Origin of the sequence: Actinomadura mexicana (genome assembly GCF_900188105.1) — a bacterium.
In the GTDB taxonomy this organism is placed as follows: domain Bacteria; phylum Actinomycetota; class Actinomycetes; order Streptosporangiales; family Streptosporangiaceae; genus Spirillospora; species Spirillospora mexicana.
Genome location: NZ_FZNP01000011.1, coordinates 164,851 through 181,671 on the forward strand (window position 1 = coordinate 164,851; position 16,821 = coordinate 181,671).

The 16,821-nt window shown below is 70.9% G+C and carries 17 protein-coding genes; 8 read left to right on the top strand and 9 right to left on the bottom strand.

Annotation, left to right across the window (positions count from 1 at the left end; all coding sequences use genetic code 11):
• The first annotated feature begins 62 nt into the window (after nucleotides 1–62).
• Nucleotides 63–452: a YkvA family protein gene (locus tag CHC11_RS27220; protein ID WP_089314662.1), complete on the top strand. Its 390-nt coding sequence runs from the start codon at nucleotides 63–65 to the stop codon at nucleotides 450–452.
• 156 nt (nucleotides 453–608) lie between these two features.
• Here the strand turns inward: CHC11_RS27220 and CHC11_RS27225 are convergent, their stop codons facing one another.
• The 7 genes from CHC11_RS27225 to CHC11_RS27255 all read right to left on the bottom strand — a co-directional run bounded on the left by CHC11_RS27225 (nucleotide 609) and on the right by CHC11_RS27255 (nucleotide 8,853).
• A complete protein-coding gene (locus CHC11_RS27225) occupies nucleotides 609–884 on the bottom strand; it encodes an alpha/beta fold hydrolase (protein ID WP_143227336.1) in 276 nt (91 codons plus the stop codon).
• Nucleotides 884–1,147, bottom strand: a complete 264-nt coding sequence (locus CHC11_RS27230) for a hypothetical protein (RefSeq protein WP_143227337.1) — start codon at nucleotides 1,145–1,147, stop codon at nucleotides 884–886. Before CHC11_RS27230 ends, CHC11_RS27225 begins: the two co-directional genes overlap by 1 nt.
• Nucleotides 1,148–1,322: 175 nt before the next feature.
• Nucleotides 1,323–1,676 (bottom strand): MerR family transcriptional regulator, encoded by a 354-nt coding sequence (locus CHC11_RS27235; protein ID WP_425427344.1) that lies wholly within the window; start codon nucleotides 1,674–1,676, stop codon nucleotides 1,323–1,325.
• 1,004 nt (nucleotides 1,677–2,680) lie between these two features.
• Nucleotides 2,681–3,313 carry a DUF1990 family protein gene (locus CHC11_RS27240; protein ID WP_179279021.1) on the bottom strand — a complete coding sequence of 211 codons (633 nt, stop codon included), beginning with the start codon at nucleotides 3,311–3,313 and terminating at the stop codon, nucleotides 2,681–2,683.
• 26 nt (nucleotides 3,314–3,339) lie between these two features.
• Entirely contained in the window at nucleotides 3,340–4,806 is a 1,467-nt protein-coding gene (locus tag CHC11_RS27245; RefSeq protein WP_179279022.1) for a DUF1990 family protein, read from the bottom strand.
• Between the two features lie 475 nt (nucleotides 4,807–5,281).
• A complete protein-coding gene (locus tag CHC11_RS27250) occupies nucleotides 5,282–6,412 on the bottom strand; it encodes an Rv3169 family protein (protein WP_218826270.1) in 1,131 nt (376 codons plus the stop codon).
• Nucleotides 6,413–6,432: 20 nt separating this feature from the next.
• Nucleotides 6,433–8,853: a PEP/pyruvate-binding domain-containing protein gene (locus tag CHC11_RS27255; RefSeq protein ID WP_089314668.1), complete on the bottom strand. Its 2,421-nt coding sequence runs from the start codon at nucleotides 8,851–8,853 to the stop codon at nucleotides 6,433–6,435.
• Between the two features lie 27 nt (nucleotides 8,854–8,880).
• Here CHC11_RS27255 and CHC11_RS27260 point away from each other — a divergent pair, with 27 nt between their 5' ends.
• Nucleotides 8,881–9,489, top strand: coding sequence for a TetR/AcrR family transcriptional regulator (locus CHC11_RS27260; RefSeq protein ID WP_089314669.1), 609 nt, complete (start codon nucleotides 8,881–8,883; stop codon nucleotides 9,487–9,489).
• A 9-nt stretch (nucleotides 9,490–9,498) separates the two neighbouring features.
• On the opposite strand, the gene CHC11_RS27265 is transcribed toward CHC11_RS27260, so the two are convergent.
• Nucleotides 9,499–10,506 carry a TIGR03617 family F420-dependent LLM class oxidoreductase gene (locus CHC11_RS27265; RefSeq protein WP_089314670.1) on the bottom strand — a complete coding sequence of 336 codons (1,008 nt, stop codon included), beginning with the start codon at nucleotides 10,504–10,506 and terminating at the stop codon, nucleotides 9,499–9,501.
• A gap of 252 nt (nucleotides 10,507–10,758) precedes the next feature.
• Between CHC11_RS27265 and CHC11_RS27270 the strand changes: the two genes are divergently transcribed.
• The 4 genes from CHC11_RS27270 (at nucleotide 10,759) to CHC11_RS27285 (ending at nucleotide 14,710) form a co-directional block, all read left to right on the top strand.
• Nucleotides 10,759–11,757, top strand: coding sequence for an RNA polymerase subunit sigma-70 (locus tag CHC11_RS27270; protein ID WP_089314671.1), 999 nt, complete (start codon nucleotides 10,759–10,761; stop codon nucleotides 11,755–11,757).
• A 305-nt stretch (nucleotides 11,758–12,062) separates the two neighbouring features.
• Complete coding sequence (locus tag CHC11_RS41635) at nucleotides 12,063–12,527, top strand: DUF6069 family protein (RefSeq protein WP_245919852.1); 465 nt, start codon at nucleotides 12,063–12,065, stop codon at nucleotides 12,525–12,527.
• Nucleotides 12,528–12,748: 221 nt separating this feature from the next.
• Nucleotides 12,749–13,690, top strand: a complete 942-nt coding sequence (sigJ, locus tag CHC11_RS27280) for an RNA polymerase sigma factor SigJ (RefSeq protein ID WP_089314673.1) — start codon at nucleotides 12,749–12,751, stop codon at nucleotides 13,688–13,690.
• Between the two features lie 96 nt (nucleotides 13,691–13,786).
• Entirely contained in the window at nucleotides 13,787–14,710 is a 924-nt protein-coding gene (locus tag CHC11_RS27285; RefSeq protein WP_245919840.1) for an NAD-dependent epimerase/dehydratase family protein, read from the top strand.
• Nucleotides 14,711–15,187: 477 nt separating this feature from the next.
• On the opposite strand, the gene CHC11_RS27290 is transcribed toward CHC11_RS27285, so the two are convergent.
• Nucleotides 15,188–15,778: an HD domain-containing protein gene (locus tag CHC11_RS27290; protein WP_089314675.1), complete on the bottom strand. Its 591-nt coding sequence runs from the start codon at nucleotides 15,776–15,778 to the stop codon at nucleotides 15,188–15,190.
• Nucleotides 15,779–15,952: 174 nt separating this feature from the next.
• On the opposite strand from CHC11_RS27290, the gene CHC11_RS43945 reads away from it, so the two are divergent.
• Both CHC11_RS43945 and CHC11_RS42190 read left to right on the top strand, forming a co-directional pair.
• Nucleotides 15,953–16,372: an alcohol dehydrogenase catalytic domain-containing protein gene (locus CHC11_RS43945; RefSeq protein WP_425427345.1), complete on the top strand. Its 420-nt coding sequence runs from the start codon at nucleotides 15,953–15,955 to the stop codon at nucleotides 16,370–16,372.
• Nucleotides 16,272–16,763, top strand: a complete 492-nt coding sequence (locus CHC11_RS42190) for a zinc-binding dehydrogenase (RefSeq protein WP_218826272.1) — start codon at nucleotides 16,272–16,274, stop codon at nucleotides 16,761–16,763. Before CHC11_RS43945 ends, CHC11_RS42190 begins: the two co-directional genes overlap by 101 nt.
• Nucleotides 16,764–16,821: the final 58 nt, after the last annotated feature.

Here is a 16,821-nt window from a genome sequence, read left to right on the forward strand (position 1 = left end):
CGAAGCCGAGTGAAACCGTCCGGGACGGTAATACCGGAGGACACGTCCCCCCGGAGGTGCGCATGGTATGGCTCGGACTCGTCCTTGTCGTCGCGGGTGCCGTCCCGGCTCTCACCGCGGACGGTGATCTGGGCGGTGTCGACATCACCGTGGCGGGGGCCGCGGTCATGGCCCTTGGCGCGGTGCTGACGGTCGCAGGCATCGTGCGACTCCGCGGGCGCCGCCGTGCCGGCCCGGCCGGCAGTGCCGCGCAGGCCTATTACCGGACCTCCACCGGGAAGATCGTCGCGATGGTGATCGCGGTGGTCTACATCGTCTCTCCGGTCGACCTGATCCCGGACGTCTTCCTGCCGTTCGGAATCGTCGACGACGCCACCGCCCTCACGTGGCTGCTGTTCGCGCTCGGCCAGGAGTACACGCGGCGGTCCCGGAGGGAGCGCCGTGCCCCCTGAACCGCGTGCCCCCTGAACCGCGTGCCCCCTGAACCGCGTGCCCCCTGAACCGCGTGCCGCCGGCTCCAACTCGCGCGGTGCCCACGATCAGGGGCGCCGGTGTCGAGCATGCCAGCCACGGCCGGCGGCTCGCTCAGGAGACGTGGGCCGCGTCCACTACCCCGTACCGTTCCTGTTCACCTCCTGGACGAAGGTCAGCAGCGCTGCGGCGAAGCGGCCGGGGGCCCGGAGATGCGGCTGTCCGGGCAGGTCCGGCAGGACGACGAGGCGGGCGTCGCGCGCCAGTTCGCGGGCGACGGCGTCCTTGGCCGCGAGCCCGTCCGATTCGGCGTTGAGCAGGAGGATCGGTACGTCCGCCGCCGCGAGCGCCTCGGACGGGTCGTACCGGAACGCGGCCTGGTAGCCCCAGTCGTAGCGGTCCGCGACGCGCATCAGCTCGACCACCGCCAGGTGGAGCGGCTCGCGGGGGAGGTCGGGGCCCCAGGCGCGCCGGTAGCGTTCGATGGCCAGGCGAACTGGGAGCCGTGGTCGTCCAAGGGCGCCTCGGGCGTCCAGCCGGCGATGAAGCGGGCCCGCTCCTCGGCGTCGAAAAGCGGGACGCCGCTCAGCATCAGGCCCGCCACGGGGAGGTGGGCCGCGGCCGCGATCGCGAGGGACGCGCCGCTGTGCACGCCGCCGAGTACCGGCTTCTCCATTCCCATCCCGGCCGCCGCCTCCGCCAGCACGCGGCCGTAGTCGGGGATCTCGAATCCGGGTCCGGGCGGCGGGTCGGACGCGCCGTAGCCGGGGGTAGACCACAGCCGCCGGATTCCTCGGCGGTCTCCCGACCCGCTCTCGCAGAGGTGGGGCGGTCCAATGGGCCAATCCCCCTCAGGGGCCTGGTCGGTCTCGGTCGAGCCGTTGTTGGAGTTGGGTGTTGATGTGCTGGGCTTGGGCGAGTTGGTCTTCCAGGATGATGATGCGGCAGGCCGCGTCCAGGGCGGTGCCCTGGTCGACCAGGTCTCGGGCGCGGTGGGCAAGGCGCAGCTGGTAGCGGGAGTAGCGGCGGTGGCCGCCGGCCGAGCGTTGCGGGACGAACAGTCTGGCGGCGTCCAGGCTGCGCAGGAACCCGGGGGTGACACCGAGGATCTCGGCGGCCCGGCCCATGCTGTAGGCCGGGTAGTCCTCATCGTCCAGCTTGTCGTCGAGATCGGTGTCGGGCTCGGAGCCGGGAGCGTCCTGCACCGGACGGGGCTGGGCGGGGTGCGGGTCATGGTGTGCTGGGTGGGTGCCGGTCTGGACCGGCTGGGGTGCTCTCACAGAACCTTCCGTACTGTCTTGGCCGTCCGTGTGCTGGATGTGGGTGCCGGATGCGTTGCGGGGAATGACTGGGCCCCGGCGCCGAAAGGCGGCGCCGGGGCCATGAGGTACAACACCATCTTTCCGGCGCTGCGGCCGGTTGTTCGTCCGCGCCAACCGCCTGGGGCGGAGGCGCGGGGATCGCGGATGCGTGACCGTCAACCACCGTCCAATCCGTGGGGCTGCGGTACCCGTGCGGCAAGACTGGAGCTGCCTGCGACGGGCGATCCCGATGGTGCCGAGACTCTCCTTCCGTGTTATCTCTTCCTGCGTTCCCTGTGTTGCTGCCACTTGCCTTCGTACTGCCGGCGGCCCGTTGGCCGCCGTGCGCGAGGCCGGCTGCCGGGGTCCCTTCCACTGCGTCGACCCCGGCACGCCCGGCCCGCGTCATCCATCTGTGCGGGCAGTTCGTCCTCTGCCGCGCCTGCTGGACTTGTTCCGCTTCGATGACAGGAACAGTACCCCACATCGCCGCGAATATCTACCTCGATCACTGGAGGTTTCGGGGACCGATGGTGCGGTATCTGCGCGAGCGGTGCGGCGGGGGTCCCCGCCTGTGCGGGGGGCGGCTTCACCGGGGAGGCGGGCCGACGGCGCGGTCGAGGGTGGCGGGTGATGGGGATGCCGTGCCTGCCGAAGACCACGTCCGTGCAGGGGAGGAGGCCAGGAGGGCGGGCATCGACGCGGAGCTTGATCACGAAGGGCCGATGCAAGCGGGTCGCCGGCGGACCGGGTCCTTCCGGCGGCGTTGCCGCACCGGTCGCCCCCGAGGCGCTGCGGCGGATTCGGTCGCTGGTGCGGCCTGACACGGCATCACGCCGGCACGGCGACTTGACCGCCCACCGCACGCCCAAAGCCGTGAACGAGCCAGGTCGCCCGACGCCCCGGCTTCATCGAGGATCCTGTTCGAGGGCCTGCCCTCGCGCGGCAAGTGCGGCCGTGGTCTGCGCTTTCATCCGCTTGCACGCTCGCTTGTAGAACCTGACCTGCGTGGCGCGGCCGAACAAGATGAAGCCCAGGCGCACGATGGGACTCTTGATGGGAGCTCGTTGCGAGAAGCCGTGGACGTGGAATTCGACTTCGCCCGTGTCCAGCCATTTACGGACCTCCTGGTCCATCTGGCCGCGTTCGAGGTGTCCCTCCAGAGTCCGGTAGTTCCAGCCCCAGACCCGCATCTGACGTCCGTCCTGCTCGACGACTCCGTCGACGACGCCTCCCACACGGAGGCCGAGGTAGAAACGCAGTCCGTAGAACCGGCCTTCGAGCAGCATGTTCCGGCCCGTCTCCGGCGGTCCCGAACGGCAGATCTGCCGGATGATGGCCGGGTCGGCGTACTCGTAGTCCCGCACAAGGTGCCGGGCGATCTCCCAGCTGCCTCCGGGGACCGGCGGGCCGGGCGGCTCCGCCGGCAGCGGCTGCCGGTAGTCATCGACATTCCAGCCGCTCTCCGGGCGCCTGATGTCGTGCTGGTCCGGATCGAAGTTGAGGGGCAGTTCGTTCAAGCCGGCGTACAGCCGCCGCATTCGACGCTGGACGCGTGAGCTCCTTCTCATAGAAACGTTCTCTCCGGCCTCCGGCGCCGTTCGAGGCGCGCGGCTCCGGCGCGGCGGGCCATGCGCTGCACGGTGGTGTAGGTCGGGCCGCGCACCTGCTGCAGCAGCCCGGCGGGGGCGAGTCCTTCGATGGGGTGGCGATCAGGGTTGAACCGCGCCACGGACCTTCCCTCGTGTCTTGCGGGCAGGCGAAGGCGCAGTTCCCCGAACCGCTCCCATGCGCCGAACTCGGTCGCCACCACCAGGTCGAGCAGCAGTGGTCGCCGCTCTACGGCGCGCACGAGCGCCGAAAGGCCGGCCGGGATGTCCGGGGAATGCCGCGCGACCGCGCCTAGCAGAACCCGGCGGTCACCGGTCCGGTATGCCAGCAGGGAACCGTAGAAGGCCGGGCTCCACCTGGCCGCGGGCCGCAGCAGATGGCGGCCGAGAGGGCTGCTCCCGGTCGTGGCCAGCAGCAGTTCCGCGGTGGTCGCCGGCTTCGCATCACCGGCCCGCGACTGTCGCCAGCGCAGTGCCAGGCCGAGTATGTCCGGTAGCGCGGGCGGCAGGCCCACCGCGCGGGAAAGCCGCACCTGACCCTGCAACTCGGCGCGGTCGTCCAGGAATGGAACCCCCCAGTAACTAGGCGTCCCGTGCAGAACCAGGGTGGCGTCCAGCACCAGTCCCCTGGGGTGCAGGGGGCGGTCGCGCAGCCGTGCGGCCAGAGCGAAGGTCCGCACGAACACCGCGGTGACCGCGCGGCCGGCGAGCCCTCGCCGCCCTGGTTCGGAGGCGGCCGTCCGCTCGGTCTGGACGTCCACGTCACCGATCATGCAGCCACCGGACATCTCGGCGATCCGGCCGCAGAAATGCGTCCACATGTGAAGCTGCATTTCCTTCGCGATGCCGATCTTGTCGTAAAGGATCGCCGCCAGCCGGTCGCCGCTTCGCGCCCTGGACTCGATCGTGAACACCAGGCCGCCTTCCTCGGTGTCCCTGGCCTGGAACTCGATCTCGCCGGCCTCCATATGCCCGCTCAGGGTGGCGAACCGAAACGACACCGGTGTTTGATCCACCACCCGGACCGGGCAGTTCCACGGTCCCGGCATGTGGACGACGTATTCGTCCCCTACTGCCAGAGTTCGGGAGGCCCCCGAGGTCTTGTCGAAGACGGCGACCTCCACCGGCGAGGCGGCGTTGAGATCGCCGCTCAGGCGCTCCATCAGCTGAGCTGCGTTCAGCGGGCTGCCGGAGATATGGACCGTGTAACGACGTCGATAGGCGGGTCCGACGCCCTGTTGAGACTTCTGCAGCGGATTCCCGCCGTGACGTGGCATCCGGCCGACCTCCGAGGCCGGCTTCGGAGGCAGCCTGCGCCGCGACACCCGGCGAGAACGCCGCAACCACCGCCACGCGGCGAGGCCCATGCCCACCGGCCAGCGCACCGCACGCGCGCGGCGCCGCCAACGTACTCGCACCGCCACCCCCGGTGTCGCCTCCTCATTCCTGACGCCCCGGCGGGCTGAAGGAGCCGACGCGCAGCCCCTACCCCCTCTGGCCAGGACAAACCTCCGCACCATGAATGACATCCGCACCGTGTGCGCGCCCGCCGGGAGACCCGTACGCGGCCGCGCGCATCGAGTGTCATCGACTCCGGTGGAGCGCCCGCCGGCGCGGGCAGCGGTCAGGCCCTCGCGGATGCCGACCGCGACGAGGGACGAACTAGGCCATCGAGAGAATGCAAGTCCAGGCGGCCGCCGGGGTGACGAGGCCGAGGTGCTCGTGCAGGGAGGTGAACCGCCTCTCCCGGCGGCGCGATTCGGCGACCATGACGAGGTCGTGTACTCATCGGAGCAACCGAACAAATCAGAAATGCAAGCCTCCCACCATGGTGGCTGCGAGCGTCACCCGGCACCGGGGGATGCCATTTCGGCGTGTGCGGTGCGTGCCGAAGGCGGCTTATGGGGCGTTGGTGAGCCAGTCGTGGAAGCCGGAGGGCCGGTGGACGCCGATGACGCCGTGCTCGTACAAGCCCCAGCCCTCGAGTGGTGCTCTGCCTTCTTCGTGCCAGACCGCTCGTCCGACGCTGTCGGTCAGGCCGAAGGGGATACGTCCGACGACCTGTGGGTCGGTCATGTCGTAGGTGACGCGCTCGCTCCATCCTTCGCCCCGCCACTGGCCGTGCGCCCAGTCGGAGTCGCCGCCGTATCCTCCGCCGACGTGGATGGCGGTGGGCAGGAGAGATTCGAGTTCGACGCGGACGTCGGTCCCGTCGGGGAGGCGAAGACCGATCGTGCCGGTCAGCGGCGTGCGAGTGCCGGGGCGGTATCTCGTGGTGACGAGCGGCCAACCGAGCTGCTCGATCCTTCCGTCCGGCCAGACGCGGTTGCAGTCGTTGAGGATGCGGCGCCCGTCGGGCTCCTCCTGGATGATGATCACCATGGCGAAGTCGTCGAAGGCGATGGGGACGTAGAGCCACCACATCCCGTCGAACGGCGGTCGCCCGGGCGCGCCCGCCGGTTCGCCCTCACCGACCGGCCGGATGCCCCAGGAGCGGTCCCGGGTGCCGCGCCAGGTGTCCGGAGTGACGTCGTACTCCCGGCCGTCGATGATGAGGCTGCCCTCCCAGGATCCGACCTGGGCGAAACGCTGCGCGTCGAGCGTCGCGCGGTGACCGCCCGCCCGCATGACGTGCCGCTGCTCGGGAATCGCCGGGAAGAGCCCGCGCCAGGTCAGGTCGAGCGAGATGCCCTCGGTCTCCTCGATGACCAGCCGGGACGTCGCGAGCGGCTCGATGACCTCGATCCGGTAGTTGCCGCAGTGCTGGTTGAGCCGGTCGCTGTCCAGCCGGTCGCCGAAATGCAGTGCCGTCTGCCGGTCGCCGCGTCGGACCAGGAGGAACGCGTCCTTGGTGCCGAGGTTCGGGTAGTAGCCGATCCCGGTGATCATCATGATGTCGCCGGTGCGGTCGTGGGCGTTCCAGTACGACCGGTCGTAGAAGTTCCGGTCGCTGCCGACCCACTCGATGGGGGCGGGGATCTGGTGGATCGGAAACTCGTCGAGCGGGAACACGCCAGGTACCTCGGGCACGGTGAGACCTCCGGGTCGCTTCATGCGCTGGTGGGAGAGGACGGGACGGAGGCGTGGTCCAGCAGCGTCACGGTGCCGCGGTCGCCGTCGACCCGGACCCGGTCGCCGGTGCAGAGCACGCGGGTGGCGCCCTGGGTGTTGACCACGCAGGGAAGCCCGTACTCGCGGGCGACGACCGCGCCATGGGAGACCGAGCTGCCGATGTCGGTGACGAGCGCGGCGATCAGGGTGAAGTAGGGGGTCCACCCGACGTCCGTCACGGGGGCGACCAGGACCTCACCGGGGCGCAGATCCCGGGCTTGCGCGATCGTGGTCGCGACCCGGACCGTCCCCTCGACGACACCGCCGCACGCGGAACGGCCGGAGATCACACCGCCCTCGACGGGTTCCGGGGGCTTCGGCCGCGTCGGGACGGGCTTGCCGACGCTGACGTCCGGGAATTCCAGCCGGGCCTGGAACGCGAGCGCCGCCCGGCGCGCCTCGGCGCGGTCGACCAGGTCCCCGGCGTCGTCGGTGCCCAGCAGGTCCGGCAGCTCCGACCGGTCGAAGAAGAACACCAGGTCCGCGTCGGGCAGCCGCCCCGTCGCGGCCAGCTGCTCGCCCAGCAGGCGATAGCCGCGGCCGAGCCGGTGGGCGACCAGGACCATGCGCGACTTGGTGGCCTCGCGCCCGCGTGCCCCGGCCCGCGCAAGCCGGGCCAGCACCCGCACCGCCCGGGAAACGCCTTCCGGCACGGACGGGGCCGCACGGACCTCGTCGCCGGTGAGAAGACGGGCCCGGAGCATGGCCTGCATGATCGTGCCCAGACCCTCCGGGTCGTCCCCCCACGACGGATCGCGCATGCACAACTCCCGGTAGCCCCGATGGCCATGGCGCCGCAGGAAGCCGTTGAACGCGCGGCTGATCGGACCACCTGCTCCGGTCAGCCGGCTCACGGCCTCGGCGGCGTCCCGTTCGAGGAACGCCTCGGCCTCCGTCCCGTCCGCGGCCAGCCGGGCCACCACGTCGTCCAGGTGCTCCAGCATGACGGCGCTCTCGATGTTGGTGGCGCCGACCAGCAGTAGGGCGGCCCGGGAGCGGCCCTCGTCTTCGCTTCGGCCCGCGCGGACCGCTTCGCGCACCACCGTCTGCTCGAGCACGTTCGCGGCGACGGCGGAGCGCGCGGAGGACCGGACGTGGGTGAGGGTGGCCTCGTCGTACAGCGCGACCGCGGCGTCGAGCTCGGTGAGCAGGGCCGTCGGCTCCGCCGCGGACGGCGCCTCGAACCGCGCCAGGTCGCGGTCCAGGCGGCGGATCGCCCGTCCCGCCGAGAGCGTGAACGTGGTCAGCCGGACGGTGTTGACCAGGCGGCGGACGAACGGCTTCGGCGGCTTCGGCACCAGCTCGTCCACCACCCTGCCGGCTATCGAGAGCGAGTACTGCTCGAGCGAGTTGCCCAGGATGCCCGAGCTCAGGGCCGTGCCCTCGGTCATGTTGAGGAACAGGTGACCGGAGAAGTAGCCGAGCTGCAGCCAGTGGTCCTTCTGGTAGGTGTCCTGGAAACCGGCGGTGACCTGGACCATCTGCATCGCGTACTCGATCGCCCGCCCGCTCACGGACGCCGTGAGCGGGCAGAAGGCGCCGGGCATCATCTCGCCGATGTTGCACCGGGTGTAGACGTGGTCCTCGCCGGCCACCGTGCTGTCCATCTCGCTCAGGTCCCCGGGCAGGGTGGTGATCGGCCGCGCCTGAAGCCAGCGGATCTCGCCGGTCCGGTCGATCGCCCATTCGAGGTCCAGGGGCGCCCCCCAGCGCGCCTCCGCGGCCCGGGCGCCGGCCGCGACGGCCATGACCTCGTCATCGACGAGCGCCGGACTCGACGCGATCTGGCGGTCCACGATCCGCCCGGAGCGGTCGACCTCGTAGTGGTCGGAGCTCGCGGAGCCGTCGACCAGCGACTCCGCCAGGCCGGGGACCGCGTCGACCACGCAGAGGTCGCGCCGACCGCTCGCCGGATCCGCGGTGAACACGACCCCGGCGGCGCGCGCGTCGACCATCTCCTGGACCACCAGGTGCATCGCGCCGGTGATGCCGGCGGCCGACCGGTAGGCGGTCGCACGCTCCGAAGACGCGGAGGCCGCGCAGTGCCGGATCGCGGCGAGGAGTTCGTCGTATCCGTCGACCCCCAGAACCGACTCGTACTGACCGGCGAAGGAGCTCTCGGCACCGTCCTCGCCCGAGGCCGAGGAGCGCACCGCGACCGCCTTTCCCGAGGCGGCCATCCGGGCGTAGCGCGCTTCGAGCCCGGTGGGAAGGGCGGCGGCGTCGGCGTTCGCGAGGACGAACGCGGCCGGCACCGAGAATCCGGCGGCGGCGAGCGTCGCGAGGCCGAGGGCCTTGCCGCCGTACCGCGCATCGATGACGTCCGACAACTCGACGAGCTCGCTCCCGGGCTGCTGCACGGCAGTTACGTTACACTCTGCTCGAAAATGAACAACCCCTCAGGAAGACCCCGTGACGCCCGCATCGACGACGCCGTTCTGAGCGCCGCCGCCGAGCTGCTGGCAGAGGTCGGCTACGCCGAACTGACCGTGGCCGCCATCGCCGACCGCGCCGGAACATCCCGGCCCGCGGTCTACCGACGCTGGCCCAGCAAGGCCCACCTCGTCCACGAGGCGACCTTCCGGGACGGCGTCACCGCCGCCGCGCCCCGGACAGGCTCATTCGCCGAAGATCTGCACGAACTGGTGAGACGGACTGCGGAACTCCTGACCACTCCCTTGGCCCGGATCGCCGTACCCGGCCTGATAGCCGAAGCCGCGACCGACCCGGTCATCCACCAACGCCTCCTCGAACGATTCTCCGCGGGGGGATGGCGCGGGCTCGACACCACCCTCGCCGCGGCCGTCAGAAGCGGAGAGCTCGACGCCGAGGTCGACGCGCTCGTGATGCTGGAGATGGTCATCGGCTCCGCCCTGGCCGCAACGCTGACCAGGGGCCCGGACGGCCTCACACCGGACTGGGTCGCCAAGACGGCCCGCATCCTCCTCAACGGCGTGAGGCCGGCGAATTACGGGCGAGATTCCGACGACTCCTGATCGCGGGCATCACGCAAGGGAGACCGCCAGGGCGGCGATCGTCTCTTCCGGATGCGTCGATCCGGGGAAATAGGCGCAGACCCGCTCGGCCACGTCGCCGAACCGGTCTTTGATCTCGCCGGCGCACTCGGCCGGCGTCCCGACCACCGCCAGGGTCCGCATCATCGTGTCGTCGATCAGACCGATCATCTTCATGATGTCGCCGGTCTTGGACAGCGCGTTCAGATCGGGTTGCAGGTCGCCCCACCCCTCGATGTCCAGGACCGGCCTGTACGCCGGGGTCGAACCGTAGAACGCCAGCAGTGCCTTCACTCCGAAGCTCGCGGCCTCGATCTCCTCGCGGGTGTCGCCCATCGCGACGATCGCCTGCGGGTACAGGTCGATCCGGTCGCGACCCGCCAGTTCCAGGCCTTCGGCCACAGCCGGGAGAGTGCGCTCGCGGAAATGCCGACGGCTGTGGAACGGCATCACCAGCAGTCCGTCGGCGACCTCGGCCGCGGTCCGGGTCATCACCGGGCCCAGCGCGCCGAGCAGGACCGGCGGAACGCCGTACGGGTTCGGTCCGGGGACGAACGTCGCGGGCATCAGGGTGTGCCTGGTGAACTCGCCGCGGAAATCGAGCGGGGTGCCGTCCTGCCACGAGTTCAGGATCGCCTTCACCGCGAGCACCGCCTCGCGCATCCGGGCGGCCGGCCTGCTCCAGGTCGAGCCGTACCGCTTCTCGATGTGCGGCCTGATCTGCGAGCCCAGTCCGAGCCGGAACCGGCCCTTGCTGAGCAGTTGCAGGTCGTAGGCCATGTTGGCCAGGTTCATCGGGCTGCGGGGGATCGCGATCGCGACGTTGGTCATCAGGTCGGTCGGCGGTACGTCCGACGAGCCGGCCGCGACGATCAGTGGCAGGAACACATCGTGCGGGCCCTCGAACGTGAACAGGCCGTCCACCCCGGCGGCGATCAGCGCGCGGGCGCGCTGGGCCGCCTCGTCCGGCCGCCCGTCCAGTTGCACATCCAGCTTCACTGGCCGATCTCCATTCCGCGCAGGGCCGAGCGTTCGCCGGCGAGGGGCGAGGGCGCCGCAACGAGCTTCGCATCTCAAGGGAGCCGGCGGAAGATCCTGACCCTCGGCTCTACGGAGCGCGGCGGCGGCACACCAAGGATGAGAACGCTGTGACCAGGACGCGCAGCCACGCCGACCGACCCTGGTGATGAGTTCTCGCGCCCGCACCCGTCACACCTGTGACGGGACACGACGAGAGGGAAGGACGACGTGATGAGTGCGGACACGCGGCTGGAGGAACTGGGCGTGAGCGGTCCGGGCGAGGTCGACGAGCCGGCGTTCTCGGGGCTGGCGGAGCGGCACCGGCGGGAGCTGCACGTGCACTGCTACCGGATGCTCGGGTCGTTCGAGGACGCCGAGGACACCGTGCAGGAGACGTTCCTGCGCGCCTGGCGGCGGCGGGAGACCTTCGAGGGGCGGTCGACCTTCCGGGCCTGGCTGTACCGGATCGCCACCAACGCCTGCCTGGACCTGCTCGCCAAGCGCCGCCCGGAGCCCGCGACCGGCGGCGAGGTGCCGTGGCTGCAGCCCTACCCGGACCGGCTGCTCGACGAGCTGCCCGCGGGCGGCGCGGACGAGCCGGAGACCGTCGCCGTCGCGCGGGAGACGATCGAGCTGGCGTACCTGGTCGCGGTCCAGCACCTCGCGCCGCGCCCGCGGGCCGTGCTGATCCTGCGGGACGTGCTCGGTTGGCCGGCCAAGGAGGTCGCGGAGCTTCTCGGGGCCTCCGTCAACTCCGTGAACAGCGCGCTGCAGCGGGCCCGCGCCGGCATGCGTGAGCACCTGCCCGCCGAGCGGCAGGACTGGACCGGCGGCGAGGAGGACGCCGGGACGCGCGAGGTGGTGCGCCGCTTCACCGAGGCCAGCGTGGCCACGGACGTCGACGGGCTCGCCGCACTGCTGCGGGACGACGTCCGGTGCTCGATGCCGCCCACGCCGGGCCTGCACGTCGGCCGCGACGCGGTGGTGCACGACTGGGTCGAGGACGGCTTCGAGGGCATGAAGGGCCTGCGCGCCGTCGCCACCTCCGTGAACCGTCAGCCCGCCGTCGCCTTCTACCTCTGGCGGGAGCGGGAGGGCGCCTACCTGCCGCTGACGATCGACGTCCTGCGCGTCAGCGGCGGGGCGATCACCGAGATCGTCACCTTCCACGACGACCGGTTCCCGCGGCTCGGGCTGCCGGAGCGCCTGCCGGCGGACGGCACGGAGTAGTCCCGGTGCGGACGCTCGCGCTGCGCGGGGGCGCGCGTGTCGCGGTGGTCGCGGCGGAGTGGCGCGACGCGTTCGGCGTCGTCACCCGCGGGCGGGTGCAGCTGGAGTTGCGCGACGGCGAGCCCGGGCCGGTCCTCGGACGCGACGCCGGGTTCTGGCTCCGCGGCACCGGCGTCCGCGCCCTGCGGAACCCGGGCCGCCGCACGGCGAGGGTGCGCATTGTCACCCCGAGGCCAGGACCGTCACATGCCGGCCGAAACACCCCGTACGCCAGTCACCGAATGTGGAGGAACGACGTGAACAGCATGAACGACACCGGGGTCGTCGCAGGCCCGGCATCGGGCCGGACCAGCCACACCCACCGGTTCCGCAGGCTCGCTGGCACCGGCTTCGTTGCCACGCTCGCAGCGATGGCGGCCACCACCCTCGCCGCTGCGCTTGCCCAGGCCGTGGGCGTCGCCTTCGAGGTCCCCGATGGTGGCGAGACCATCCCGTTGCCCGGGTTCGCCGTGGTGACCGGCTTCTTCTCGGGCGCTGGCGTCGTCATCGCCGCCGCTCTTCTTCGCTGGAGCGCGCGCCCCGCCGAACGATTCATGTGGACGGCAGTGTCACTGACCGCGATCTCACTGATACCGCCCCTTCTGTCCGGGGCGGACACCGCCACCACCGCCGCCCTCCTCGGCCTACACCTCGTCCCCGCGACGGTGATGATCCCCACCCTGGCCCGGAGGCTCCGCGGCGCAAGGACACACCCGAAGAAACCAACGTGACCCCCGATACCGCCACCCTCCCGGCTGGGCATGGGGCGCTGTTTGTGACGTGGGGGGCTTGGAGGCTGAGGTCGTCGGTGGCCGGCACGGCGGGAGCGGGGAGCGCGGGTGGCAGGTCGGTGCCGGCCTGGACCACGGGCGTGGTCGCGCAGAACCATGAGGGGATCAGGCGCAGGCCCCGACCGCCAGTTGGGGGCGCTGCGGGAGATTATGATTGAATCATGCCTTTGACGAGGGATGACGTCGATCGGTTCGAGCTGTCGAGGCCCCGTCTGGAGGCCATCGCCTACCGTCTCCTCGGCTCCGCGGACGAGGCGGAGGACGTCGTGCAGGAGACGTTCTTGCGCTGGCAGGCCGCCGACGTCGACCGCGTCGAGGTCCCCGAGGCATGGCTGACGAAGGTACTCACCAACCTGTGTCTCAACCAGATCGCCTCCGCGCGGGCACGCCGCGAGACCTACGTGGGCCGATGGCTTCCCGAGCCGCTGCTCGCGGGGGACCCGATGCTCGGCCCGGCCGACACCGCTGAGCAGCGCGAGTCGGTCTCCTACGCGGTCCTCACCCTCATGGAGCGCCTGTCTCCCAACGAACGGGCCGTGTACGTGCTGCGGGAGGCCTTCGACTACCCGCACCGAGAGATCGCCGAGATCCTCGGCATCACCGAGGCCGCCAGCCAGCAGATCTTTCACCGTGCCAAGAAGCATGTCGCTTACGGCAAGGCCCGCAGCGAAGTCGACGAGGCCGCCGCCTGTCGGATCGTCGAGGGGTTCCTTGCGGCCGCCACCAGTGGCCGGACCGATGAGCTCGTACGCCTGCTCACCAAGGACGCCATCTCCATCGGCGATGGCGGAGGGAAGGTCCCGGCCCGCACCAGGGCGTTCGAGGGAGCCGTCGCGGTCGCGGGGTTCGTGCGGGCCCTGTTGGAGCCCACGGAGGCCAAGCGCGCCATCGTCGGCGGCTCGTCCGAGATATACGCCTGGGCCGCCAATGGCGAACCCGCCGTTGTGGCCGTCGTTCAAGGCCGGGTCGTCGCCATCATGTGCCTGGAGGTCACCGGCGAGGGCATCATCGCCTGCCGTACCCAGGCGAACCCCGACAAGCTCGAACGCGCGACCGAGCAATGGGCGGCGGCCGACCATGGGGAGCCCGTGCTCACGGTGTGACGTGTATCACTTCGGTTCCTGTCAGGAATCGGCGGGCCATCCGGTTCAAGTGACGAATCCGAACCGGACAGCGAGGAGCCGACGATGAGAGTGCTGGTGGCAGGAGCGACCGGGGCGATAGGCAAGGAACTGGTGCCGCGTCTGGTCGATGCGGGACACGAGGTGTTCGCCATGATGCGCAGCGAATCCGGCAAGGCCAGGGCAGCACAGCTGGGCGCGGTACCGGTCATCGCCGACGCGCTCGATCGCGCCCAGGTCGAGGCGGCCGTGCGCCAGGCGGCCCCGGAGGTGATCGTTCACCAGTTGACCGCCATCGGGCACATCGACACCCGCCGCTTCGAGCGCAGCTTCGCCGCCACCAACCGGCTGCGGATCGAGGGCACCGACAACCTGCTCGCGGCCGCACGCGCCACAGGAGTACGGCGGTTCGTCGCCCAGAGCAACGGCGCGTTCACCTACGCCCGGACCGGCGGGCCGGTCAAGAACGAACAGGACCCCCTGGATCGCTCACCGATCGGCTCGATGACCCAGATGATGGCCGCGATCGAGCATCTGGAGAAGGCCGTGCTGGGCGCCGCCTGGACCGAAGGGATCGTGCTGCGCTACGGCGCGTTCTACGGACCCGGCACCTCGATGGCCCCAGGCTCCGAGCAGTTCGACATGATCCGCAAACGCAAGTTCCCGGTCGTCGGCGACGGCGGCGGGGTGTGGTCGTTCGTCCACATCGCCGACGCCGCCGAGGCCACGGTCGCAGCGGTGGAGACCGGCGGACGCGGTGTCTACAACATCGTCGATGACGACCCCGCCCCGGTCGCCGAATGGCTTCCCGAACTGGCGGCGATGCTGGGTGCCAAGAAGCCGATGCGCGTTCCGCGGTTCATCGGACGGCTGGCCGCCGGACAGGCCGGCGTCGTGCTCATGACCGAACTGCGCGGCGCATCCAACGCCAAGGCCAAGCGCGAACTGGGCTGGCACCCGACACACCCCACCTGGCGCCAAGGCCTCCGAGTTGTGAAGTGACTTGCTGAGCTCCGTTCTTCCTGCCCCGGTAGGCATCCGGGAGCCGAACGCCTGTCGAAGGGCGGCCATCCGGCAGGGATGGCCGCCCTTCGACCAACCGAACTCGGGTCCTGGCTGAGAGAGTGGGTCAAGCTACGTGGCGCCGACATCAACAAGGCGCTCTTCCTCAACGTGCACGGCCGCCGCCTGTCCACACGGTCCGCGACTGAACCAGTGCCGTCTCTCCCATTCCGACGCTGATGCCGGTCTGAAGACCACCACAACGCGTTGCGCCGTCCTTCACAGAGCGTCCACAGGATCCGGACGGACGGCTGCGCCGCCACTTCGCCGACGATCTGTGGTCAGGACGGGCAACGCAATGGCGGCGGAAGCCGGTCGGCAGCGACGCATCGACACGCGGTGTCGTGCGGGCCAGCCTGTCGGCCGCCTTCCATCGCGGGTCGCCGTTCGATCCTGCGCGGCCCCTCCTTTCCCCGATCAGGAGGGTGGGCGGCCTTCGAGTGGGTTGGCGGCGATTCGCGCGGCGACGCCTTTGCCGACCGATGCAGCGGCGGCGCTGTCCGGCTTGCGCCTCGCCTGATCCTCGAAGCACGCCAGGAACTCCGCACCGAATCCCAGCCGGGGATAGCGGGCGAGCGTCTCCGCCCTCGCATCGGTCGGGAACTCCTCCGGCCGCCGGCCGACCACCTCCCAGCTTGTGGCGATCTGCAGCAGGTGGGACTCGGGATCGGCCGCGGGGGACACGTCGTCGCGCATGTGCAGCACGATGATCTCCGACACCCTGGCGGCGCGCTCCGCCGGCCAGCCGGCCGCCACACCGAAGACCCAGGCCAGGTGCCCTCCCGCGTCCTCGAACGGCAGCCTGTGGCTGTCGAACGCCTCCGTCAGCCCGATGTCGTGGAGCAGCGCCGAGACGTAGTACAGCTCGTCGTCGAAGGCGATCCCGTGCGCTGCGCCGTACATCGCTCCCCAGAGGTAGGAGCGGACGGAGTGGTTGAGCAGCGCGGGCGAGCAGAAACGGGTGGCCACGGACAGCGCGGCGGCGGTGGCGGGCGTCTCCGGAAACATGGGCCCAATCTTTCACGTGGTCGTCCTGCCTCGTCGAACGGTCCTGGGCGCATGCCACCCGAGAAAGCGGCGGTGACTTGACGAGATCACCGGGAGTTCGACAGATCCGCGGTGCTGGTCGGTCGTTCCGTTCCGCCGCGCGCCGGAGCCGGTGAACACCGATCCGCGCCGAGCGTGCCCGGACATGAGCTGTCGGGTGTCGTCGCCGCGCTGGGTTACGGAACCACCGGCCTCACCGTCGGCCGGCGGGTGTTCGGACTGGCCGACTGGACCCGCAACGGCTCACTGGCCGAGTACGCCGCGGTGGAGGCCCGCAACCTCGCTCCGCTTCCGGCGGACGTCGACCACACCGCGGCCGCCGCACTGCCGATCTCGGGTTTGACTGCATGGCAGGGGCTGTTCGACCACGGCCGGCCAGACCGTCGTCGTCCACGGCGCCGCAGGCGGTGTCGGCTCGATCGCGGTACAACTCGCGCGCGAGGTGGGAGCCCGAGTGATCGGCACCGGCCGGGCCGCCGACAGGGACGTCGCGCTCGGTCTCGGCGTGCACGCCTTCCTGGACCTGCAGGCCGATCGGCTGGAAGACGCCGGTGACGCCGACCTGGTGTTCGACGTGATCGGCGGCGACGTCCTTGACCGTTCGGCCGTGCTCGTGCGCGCCGGCGGCACGCTCGTGACCATCGCCATGCCACCCAAGGTCCAGCCCAGGGACGGGCGGGCTGTCTTCTTCGTCGTCGAGCCCGATCGCGCCCGGCTCGCGGACCTGGCCCAGCGGCTCCGGGACGGACGGCTCAAGCCGATCGTGGGGGCCGTCCGGACGCGCCCCGACGCGCCCTCCGCGTTCACCGCGGGGACCGGCGAGTCCCCGGCAAGACGATCATCAGGATCACGGCCGACGGAGGAGGCGGGCCGTGAGGCGGTTCAGAACCTGAGGCCGCTGGTCACGGGCTGGTTGCGGCGTGCGCGGCGTGAGCGGCGGTGGTGAGCAACGGAGGGCCCCGGCCGTCGATCGGAAGCCTCAAAGCCCAGATGCTGGCGGTGAG

Coding starts and splice junctions, on each gene's coding strand:
- CHC11_RS27225 (WP_143227336.1), bottom strand. CDS start 884: ATGCGCGTCGCGGACCGCTACGACTGGGGCTACCAGGCCGCGTTCCGG.
- CHC11_RS27220 (WP_089314662.1), top strand. CDS start 63: ATGGTATGGCTCGGACTCGTCCTTGTCGTCGCGGGTGCCGTCCCGGCT.
- CHC11_RS27290 (WP_089314675.1), bottom strand. CDS start 15,778: ATGTTTCCGGAGACGCCCGCCACCGCCGCCGCGCTGTCCGTGGCCACC.
- sigJ (WP_089314673.1), top strand. CDS start 12,749: ATGCCTTTGACGAGGGATGACGTCGATCGGTTCGAGCTGTCGAGGCCC.
- CHC11_RS27260 (WP_089314669.1), top strand. CDS start 8,881: ATGAACAACCCCTCAGGAAGACCCCGTGACGCCCGCATCGACGACGCC.
- CHC11_RS41635 (WP_245919852.1), top strand. CDS start 12,063: ATGAACGACACCGGGGTCGTCGCAGGCCCGGCATCGGGCCGGACCAGC.
- CHC11_RS27240 (WP_179279021.1), bottom strand. CDS start 3,313: ATGCGGCGGCTGTACGCCGGCTTGAACGAACTGCCCCTCAACTTCGAT.
- CHC11_RS27270 (WP_089314671.1), top strand. CDS start 10,759: ATGAGTGCGGACACGCGGCTGGAGGAACTGGGCGTGAGCGGTCCGGGC.
- CHC11_RS27230 (WP_143227337.1), bottom strand. CDS start 1,147: ATGGAGAAGCCGGTACTCGGCGGCGTGCACAGCGGCGCGTCCCTCGCG.